Below are 8,432 nucleotides of genomic sequence, written 5' to 3' on the forward strand. Positions count from 1 at the left end.
TGCCGAGCGTGGCCGCGCATGCGTCGCCCGGCGGCTGCTCCGGAAAGCCGAGTTGCATCGTCAGTTGCTGCCAGACGCGCGTCACGTCGACGGTGCGCTGGTTGCACGCCTGCAGCCCTTCGCCCGACACGAGCCGATCGACCGCGCGCACGGCCGCCTGCGGCCAGCTGCGCGCATGAATCGCGCCCCACGTGTCGCGCGCGTCGTCGCAGATCTGGATGCTCGGCATGTCGCTGCCCGTCGTGTCGCCGAAGATCGGGAACAGCCCGTTGTCGTCGATCTCCGGTTCGCGCAGCGCGGGCGCCCACCACAGCGGCCCGTGCGGCGACGCGAGCGTCCACGTGCCGGCGTCCGTCGTCAGCGTGATGCTGAACAGCAGGCTCATCCGGCCGTCGTCGGCCGCCGCCATCTCGTTGTGCACGCGCAGCGACACCGGCGTTTCGGCGAGCACCATCGCGCATTCGCGCATCGACGACAATGCCGGCCCGATCGGTTCGACCGACCACGGGCCCACGCCCTGGAGCGCGGCCGCGAGCACGTCGAGCGCCGCGAAACTGGCCTGCACCGAGCACACGACATCCGCATGCACCGGCGCACGCGTTTCGCGCAGCCGTCGCGCAACGGCGATGAAGCGCGAGACGACCGGCAGGTTCGGATAGAAGCTGTTGAGCAGGCAGCGGCGGCCATGACGCGACGCGGTGCGCAGCACGCGATCCCATTCGTCGGGCAGCAGCGGATGCTCGATCACGACATCGATCCCGCGTTCGAGCAGCCGGCATGCGAGCGCAGCCCCGTCGGCGCCGCGCGCCGCGCCGCCGACCGCGACGCATGCGACGCGCACGTCCTCGGGCAGCGATTCAGGAGAATCGAACACGGGTGCGCCGACACGCGCGGCCAGCGCGGCGGTGCGCGCGCTGCCCTGCCCCAGGATGCCCGCGACGCAATAGGCGCTGGATGCAGCGAGGCCCGCCGCATAGAACTGGCCGAAGCGGGAGCCGGCCACGACGACCGGCAGCGGATGGACCTTCATTGCGCCTCCTTCAGGCGGGTGTCGACGAACGCTGCATTCAGGCAGTCGAAATGACCGCCGGGGATATCGACGGCCGTGATGCCGCCGAGCGCCTGCGCCGTCCAGTATTCGGTGAGCGCCGCGCGCTGCTGCGGAATCAGCGGGTTGCAGCGCTCCGGCACGAACAGCCGCAGCGCACCCGCGTAGGGCGCGTCGCCGGCCCAGTGGCTCGCCTGCACCGAATGCATGAAGAGCCGGTACAGCCGTTCGCGTTCGTCGAGCAACGGATGCGCGACCTCGTCCTGCATCGACAATCCGGCGGCCGCACGCAGCACGCGGCGGCGCAGCGCGTCGAGCGGCTCGCAGCGATCGCCGAAAATTTCCAGCTGTGCCTGCAGGCTGCCGGCCGCGAGACGCGCGGGGTCGACCTTCAAAGCGTCAGCGAGTGCATCGGCCAGCACGTACGTTTCCGGAAACCCGAGCGCGTCGAGCGGCAGCCCGAGCGTGGCCGCGAAGTTGAACAGCACGAGCCGTTCGTCTTCGATCAGGTACGGAATCCGGTAGCTCGACACGATGTCGAGCGTGCGTACTTGAACGCCGAGCTGCACCAGCGACTTCGCCATGTCGAGCGCGACCAGCCCGCCCGAGCAGTAGCCGAGCACGTCGACCTCGCGCACGCCGGTGCGCCACAACGCATCGGCATAGCGACGGCCGAGTGTCGCGTTCAGGTGGCGTGCCGGCACATCGAGATAGTCCTGCGCGTCGCGCACCGCGAAGCCGAGCACCGGGCCGAGCCTCGCGAGCGCCGACATGACCGGACGATACGCATGCACGGTGCCGAGCCCTTCGTGCACGATCACGCGCGGCACACCTTCGCCCGGCGCGAGCGGAATCGGTCGAACGTCAGCGCGCACGCGGGGCGCAGGAGCGTGGACGACCGTCGATGCGTGCGTCGTGCGCATTGCAGCCGGTGACGTCGCGGCCGCCTGCTGCTCACCCGCATCGCGCAGGCATTGCGCGAACGCAGCGGGCGTCGGCTGCGCGAGCACCCAGCGCAGCAGCCGATCGAACGGATGCGCTTGTGCAAGCGGTTCCTCGCCACGCAGCCGCGACACGAGCTGCGCGATCAGCAGCGAATCGCCGCCCGCGGCGAAGAAGTCCTGATCCGGCGTGACGTTGCGCGTATCGAGCACGGCCTCCCACAAGCCGATCAGCCGCGCCAGCAGCGGATCGGCGGCGGCCTGCGTGTTGGCCGGCCGAGCGGCCGCCGGCTCCGGTTCGCGGATGTCGGCGATGCCGGCCAGCGTACGGCGGTCGATCTTGCCGTTCGCGGTCACCGGCAAACGGTCGAGCACGCGCAATTGCGACGGCACCATGTAGCCCGGCACACGCTCCGCGACGAATGCCAGCAGCGCGTCCGGCGCGATGCGGGCCGCGCCGCGCTTCACGTGCGCGAGCAGGATGTCGTAGCCGAGCGCATCGAGCGGCGTGCCGGGCGCCACGCAACCGAGCGCGCGATCGCCACCCTCCGACTGCAACCATTCGAGCCACTGCGCGCGCGGCACGAACAATCGCGCCGACTCGGCACGCGCGTCGTTCGGCGTTTCCATCATCAACCCCTGGCTGATGCTGATCTCCGGATGCTCGGTCGTCAGCTCCTGGATCACCCACCACGCATCGGCCGCCGACAGCGCGCGCAGCCCGGCGACCAGCGCGACCGTGTCGCGCGCATTGTTCAGCGCGCCGGAGCTGATCGTGACGTCGATCGAATGCGGCGCGATGCCCTGCGCGTCGAATGGCGCGTTCATGTCGAACCGCACGAACCGCATCCACGGATACGCGGCAAAACGTTCGCGCGCCGCCGCGAGGAAATAGCTCGACACGTCGCTGAACAGGTAGTCGATCCGCGCGCCCGCTTCGACCAGCGGTGCAAGGGTGTCGACGATCGACCGCGTCGCCGCGGCCGTTCCCGCGCCGATCTCGAGGATGCGCCATGGGCGCTGCGGCTCGCGCGCAACGATCGCACGCACGGCCTGTGCCATCCCGTTGTGCAGTGCGTGCGCATGTTCGCCGTCGCTGTACATCGCGTCGGCGATATGCGATGCGCCTTCCGGGAACATCAGGCCAGCCGGCGACACGCTGCCGTCCACCTGCACGTCGATGCATCCTGCGCTGTCGCGGAAATAGTCGACGAGGACGGCCGGCCACAGATCCGGCGACGCATCCTGCGCAAACGCGTCCCAGCATGCGTGCGCGTCGGCGTGGCCGGCATCGGGCCGCAGACGCCAGCCGCCTGCTTCGGCATCCGCGCGCAGCACGCCGTGCTTGTCGAGCATCGCGAGCCAGTGGCGCAGCAGATGCTGTCGCGCCGCCGGCACGCGCAACCGTTCGCACAACGTCGCAAAATCCGTCGCCGCGTCATCGGTCAGCGCACCCGCCGGCACGATCCACGCAGCCAGCGACGCAACGCAGGCCGCTTCGAGCCGGGCGACCGACCGCGCCACGTCCGCATGCGCAGGCCAGCGCGCGGCGTCGAACGCCGTACGCACGTGCTTCGCGATCTCGTGCAGCGCGTCGTCCTGCGCCGACGGTGCCGGTTCCGTGCCGTGCAGCGACGCGAAGCTCGCGAGCCGACGCTCCGCGCCTTCGCCGAGCACGATCGTCGCGGCCGCGCCAACGAGCGGATGCGCGGTCAGCGCCGCATCGATCTCGGCCAGCTCGATCCGGTAGCCGCGGATCTTCACCTGATCGTCCTGCCGCCCGAGGAATTCGAGCGAACCGTCGGCGCGCACGCGGCCAAGATCGCCGGTGCGATAAAGCCTGCGCCCGTCGCGATGACGGATGAAGCGCTCGGCCGTGCGCACGGGATCGTTCGCGTAACCGGTCGCGAGCCCCACGCCGCCGATATGAATCTCGCCGCGCACGCCGGGCGGGCACGGCCGGCCGAGTGCGTCGAGCACTTCCATCGTCTGCCCGGTCAGCGCGCGGCCGTATGGAATGCTGGCAAGCTGCGTGTCCGCCGGACGGATCGGATGCTCGATCGACCAGATCGATGCCTCGGTCGCGCCGCCGAGGCTGAACACCGCGCTGTCGTGCCAGCGCCGCCACCAGCGCGTGGGCAGCGTCACCGGAATCCAGTCGCCCGACCACAGCACGCGGCGCGGGCCCGGTACGTCGAGCGCCGGTTCGCCTTCGAGGTAGTCGATCAGCATCTGCCCTTGCGCGGGCACCGAGTTCCACACCGTCACGCGATGGCGCACCATCAGCTCGGCCCAGTGCGACGGATCGTTGCCGCGCGCCGGATCGGGCAGCACGATGCACGCGCCGCGCGCGGTCGCGCCGAAGAAGTCGTAGACGGACAGGTCGAAGCTCAACTCCGCAAGGCCGAGCACGACATCGCCGTCACCGACTTCGTGGCGTGCGCTGATGTCGGCAAGCGTGTTGCACACGGCCGCGTGGCTCAGCATCACGCCCTTCGGTTCGCCGGTGGAACCCGACGTATAGATCACGTACGCGAGCGCGTCGCCGTCGATGTCGCGCGCGGCACGCGGCGGCCATTGCGGATCGACCGGCAACGTATCGATATCGATGCGCACGCAACCGTCATGTTCGAACGCGAGCGCCTGCACGCTGACGACCGCACGCACCCGCGCATTGCGCAGGATTGCCTGTTGCCGCAGCGCCGGCTGGCGGCTGTCGACCGGCACGTACGCGGCGCCCGCCTGGACGATCGCGAGCACGGCCGCGAGCTGGTGCGCGCACTTCGGCATCAGCACCGCGACGGTGTCGCCCGCGACGGCCCCGGCCTGTTCGAGCGCTGACCGCAGCGCCGCCGCGTGCTGCGCGACGTCGCGATAGGTGCGTGCCCCCTGCGCATCGATCACCACCGGCGCATCGGGCGTACGCAACGCCTGCGCGGCGAAGCCGGCCGCGATATGCGTATCCGCATCCGGATGGGTCTCGGCGGCGGGCGCGGCGGACGGCAGCACGATGTCGCCCGTACGCGACCACCATTCGGCATCCGCAGCGAGCCGGCCCAGCAGCGCGACGTACGCATCGAACATCGCCGCGGGCATCCCGTCCGGAAACAGGTCGTCGCGCACGTCCCAGCCGATTTCCAGACCGCCGAACTGGTCGGTTACCTGGCAGTCTAGCCAGACCTGCGGCGTCTGGCTGATCATATGGAGAGGCGGCTCGGCCCGGCCCGCGTGCTCGCCGAGCAGGCGGCCGACGCTGCCGATGCCGCTCGTGAACACCACCGGCATCAGCGCCGCGTCCTTGCCGCGTCGCCGCGCGAGTTCGCGCATCACGTCGACGCCGGTAAACGCGCGATGATCGAGGTCGTCGAACATGCGTGCGCCGATCGTGCGGGCGCGCTCGACGAAATCGCCCCCTTGCGTCGCGTCGACGGCAAGCAGGCTCAGTGCGGTGAAATCGCCGAGCACCGCATCGATGCGCGGATGCACGGGCGGCCGGTTCAGCACCGTCAGGTTCAGGCAGAACGCGGGCGACTGGCTCCAGCGGCCGACGACTTCGGCGAACGCGGCCAGCGCGACACTGGCCGCGCTCAGCCCGAAGCGGCTCGCGTAGCTGCTCAGCGCAGCCCATTGCGCACAATCGAGCCGTGCATGCCGGTGCGTGAAGCGCGGCCGTGCGTCGGAACGCATCGCGGGTACCACCGGCAGATCGGGGCGCGCCGGCAGATCGTCGATGCGCGCAAGCCACCACGCCTTGTCGCGTGCATGATCGGCACGCGTGCCGGCATGAGCTTCGTTGACGACGTAATCGCGAAACGTCGCATCGAGCGACGCGGGCTGCCATTGCGGATCGTCGTAACGACGCCGCCATTCGGCGAGCAGCAACTGCAGGCTCGCGTAGTCGATCAGCGTGAAATCGACGGACAGGTGCAGCACCGCGCCATCCGGCCCGAGGCTCACCTCCGGCTGCAGCACCGGCCAGCGGTCGAGCGCGTGCACCGCATGGTCGAGGCGTTCGCGCACACGCTTCACATGCGCGTCGAATGCGTTCGCGTCGGCATCGTGCAGGTCATGCACCGCGAGTGGCTGCCACGGCACGTCGGGCAGCACGCGCTGCCATGCGTTGTCCTCGACGATCGCGCGCAGCATCGGATGCCGCGCGACGCACGCATTCCATGCAGCCTCGAAGCGCACGCAGTCGAGATTCGCGGGTTCGCCGTATTCGACGTACAGATGGCACGCATTGCCGCCGAACTCGAAGGATTCGTGCCGGCCGAGCACATATGCGGCCTGCACCGGCGTCAGCGCGAACCGCTCGTACCGGCGCGCCGGATCGCTGCGCCACGCGCCGTCCTGCAGGAAGCGGACGAACGCGTCGCGTTCGGCCTTGATGCGCGCGGCCAGGTCCGCATCGAGTGCGCCGGCCGGCGCGCGATAGCGCAACTGGCCGCCGTCGTCGCACCACAGTTCGATCTGGCGTTCGCGGCAAAGATCGAGCACGTCATCGAAACTCACAGCACACCCTCCTCGATCGTTGCAACGGACGCGTCGCCGTCTGCATGCGAGGCAGACGCAGCCGGTGCGGCCTCAGCGAGCTGCGCGGCAAGACCCGCGAGCGTCGGCTGCCGGTAGAACGCGGCCATGCCGACCCGCACGCCCAGCCGCTCGCGCAGTTGCGCGAGCAGACGCGTCGCGAGCAGGCTGTCGCCGCCGAGCGCGAAGAACGTCGCGTCGCGCGCATTCGCCGGACGGCCGAGCGCGTGCTCCCAGCACGCGAGCAGCGTCGCCTGCCGTTCGTCGGCTGGCTCGAACGCGTCATGTGCGGCGGGCGCATCGCCGAGTGCCCGAGCGAGCGCATCGCCTACCGCCCGTCGATCGATCTTGCCGTTCGCGTTGAGCGGCCAGCGCGCGATGCACCACAGCGCATCGGGACGCATCGCATCGGGCAACCGGTCGCGCAGCCAGTCGGCCAGCGCCGCCTGCGCAGCCGGTTCGCCGACACGGCGCGCATCAATGCAGGCAAACGCGGTCGAACGCCAGCTCCGGGAATCGTCCAGCGCAAAGCCGCACGCGTGTGCCGCCGACGCCAGCGCATCGTGCGCAAACGGCCGCGGCAGTGACGCATCGCCCGTCACGCCCGCGACGAGCTCACGCAGCGGCGAATCGCGCAGCACGTCGGCGAGCAGCAGGCGGCCATTCTCCGCAAGCAACGCTGCCGCGATTCGGAACGTCTCTCTTGGATCGTCACGCAGGTGCGCGGCCGCGAAACTGATCACGCAATCGAACCGGCCGAGATGACGTGCAGGCAGCAAACCGTCCTGCATCGCCTGCAACGTCGGCATCGTGTGTGCAAAGTACGCCTGCGCGTTGTGCAGCAGACCCGGCGACGCGTCGAACAGCGTCACGTCGAAGCGCGGATCGTCGAGCACGCCGAGCCCCGCATCGAACCATTGCCCGGCGCGCGCGTCGAGCACCGCGACCCGCAGCGGTTCGGCGCGCGCAGCGACCTGGGCCTGCAGCGCATCGCCAAACTCGCGCAGCGCGCGTGCGCCATCCGGCAGACGCGCCGCGAACGCCAGCGGCGCGATCCGCGGATCGAGCGGCACACGCTGCGCGGCGCCTTCAGGATCGACCGCGAGCGCGCGCAGCGATCCGGTCAGGTCGTCGAGATCGGCGGCATACCAGTCGAGCAGATCGAGCGCGCCGTCGATGGAAATCGATACGTCATCCTTGGCATGCCAATGCGCACGCAGCGAAGGCGGCAAGCCCGTATCGCCGTCGAGCAGCCTGTCGGCGACTGCGCGTGCAACGGCTGCTTCCGCGTGCACTGTATCGGCAACGTCCGCTTCCACGAGCGCGGGCGATGACAGCGCTGCATCCGATGCGCAATCGGCCGGCACGAACGCCGCCGCGATACGCGCGGCTTCGCCGCCGACGACGCTCGCACACGCACCGTCGATCTGCGGATGCGCGGCCAGCGCGGCCTCGATCTCGCCCAGTTCGATCCGGTGCCCGCGCACCTTCACCTGGCGATCCTCGCGCCCCAGGAATTCGAGCGTGCCGTCGGGCCAGTAGCGGCCCCGGTCGCCGGTGCGATACCAGCGGCCCGACGCCTGCTGCACGAAACGCTGTGCGGTCAGCTCGGGATCGTTCCGGTAGCCGCGCGCGAGGCTGTCGCCACCGATCAGCAGTTCACCCGGCACGTAATCCGGTACATCGCGGCCATCGGCGTCAATGACCCGATAAGCCTGCCCCGGCAACGGCCGGCCATACGGAATCGAGCGCCAGTGCGGCGGCACGTCGCGCACCGACTGCAGGTTCGACCAGATACCGGCCTCGGTCGCGCCGCCGAGCGCATGGAAAGCACAGGCGTCGCCGCACCGTGCGCGCAGGCGCGCCGGCAGGTCGAGCGCGATCCAGTCGCCGGACAGCAGCGCCGCGCGCAC

At 70.2% G+C, this 8,432-nt stretch carries 3 protein-coding genes; all 3 read right to left on the reverse strand.

Annotated elements, in window-relative coordinates; translation table 11 throughout:
* A partial coding sequence (locus G3N93_RS28245) for a Gfo/Idh/MocA family oxidoreductase (RefSeq protein ID WP_206134437.1) occupies positions 1-1,030 on the reverse strand: 1,030 nt, incomplete at its 3' end.
* Positions 1,027-6,501: a non-ribosomal peptide synthetase gene (locus tag G3N93_RS28250; protein WP_206134438.1), complete on the reverse strand. Its 5,475-nt coding sequence runs from the start codon at positions 6,499-6,501 to the stop codon at positions 1,027-1,029. The genes G3N93_RS28250 and G3N93_RS28245, both read right to left, overlap by 4 nt.
* Positions 6,498-8,432: phosphopantetheine-binding protein (locus tag G3N93_RS28255; RefSeq protein WP_206134439.1), on the reverse strand; the 1,935-nt coding region annotated here is incomplete at its 5' end. The genes G3N93_RS28255 and G3N93_RS28250, both read right to left, overlap by 4 nt.

Origin of the sequence: Burkholderia sp. Se-20378, assembly GCF_017104665.1 — a bacterium.
Classification (GTDB): domain Bacteria; phylum Pseudomonadota; class Gammaproteobacteria; order Burkholderiales; family Burkholderiaceae; genus Burkholderia; species Burkholderia lata.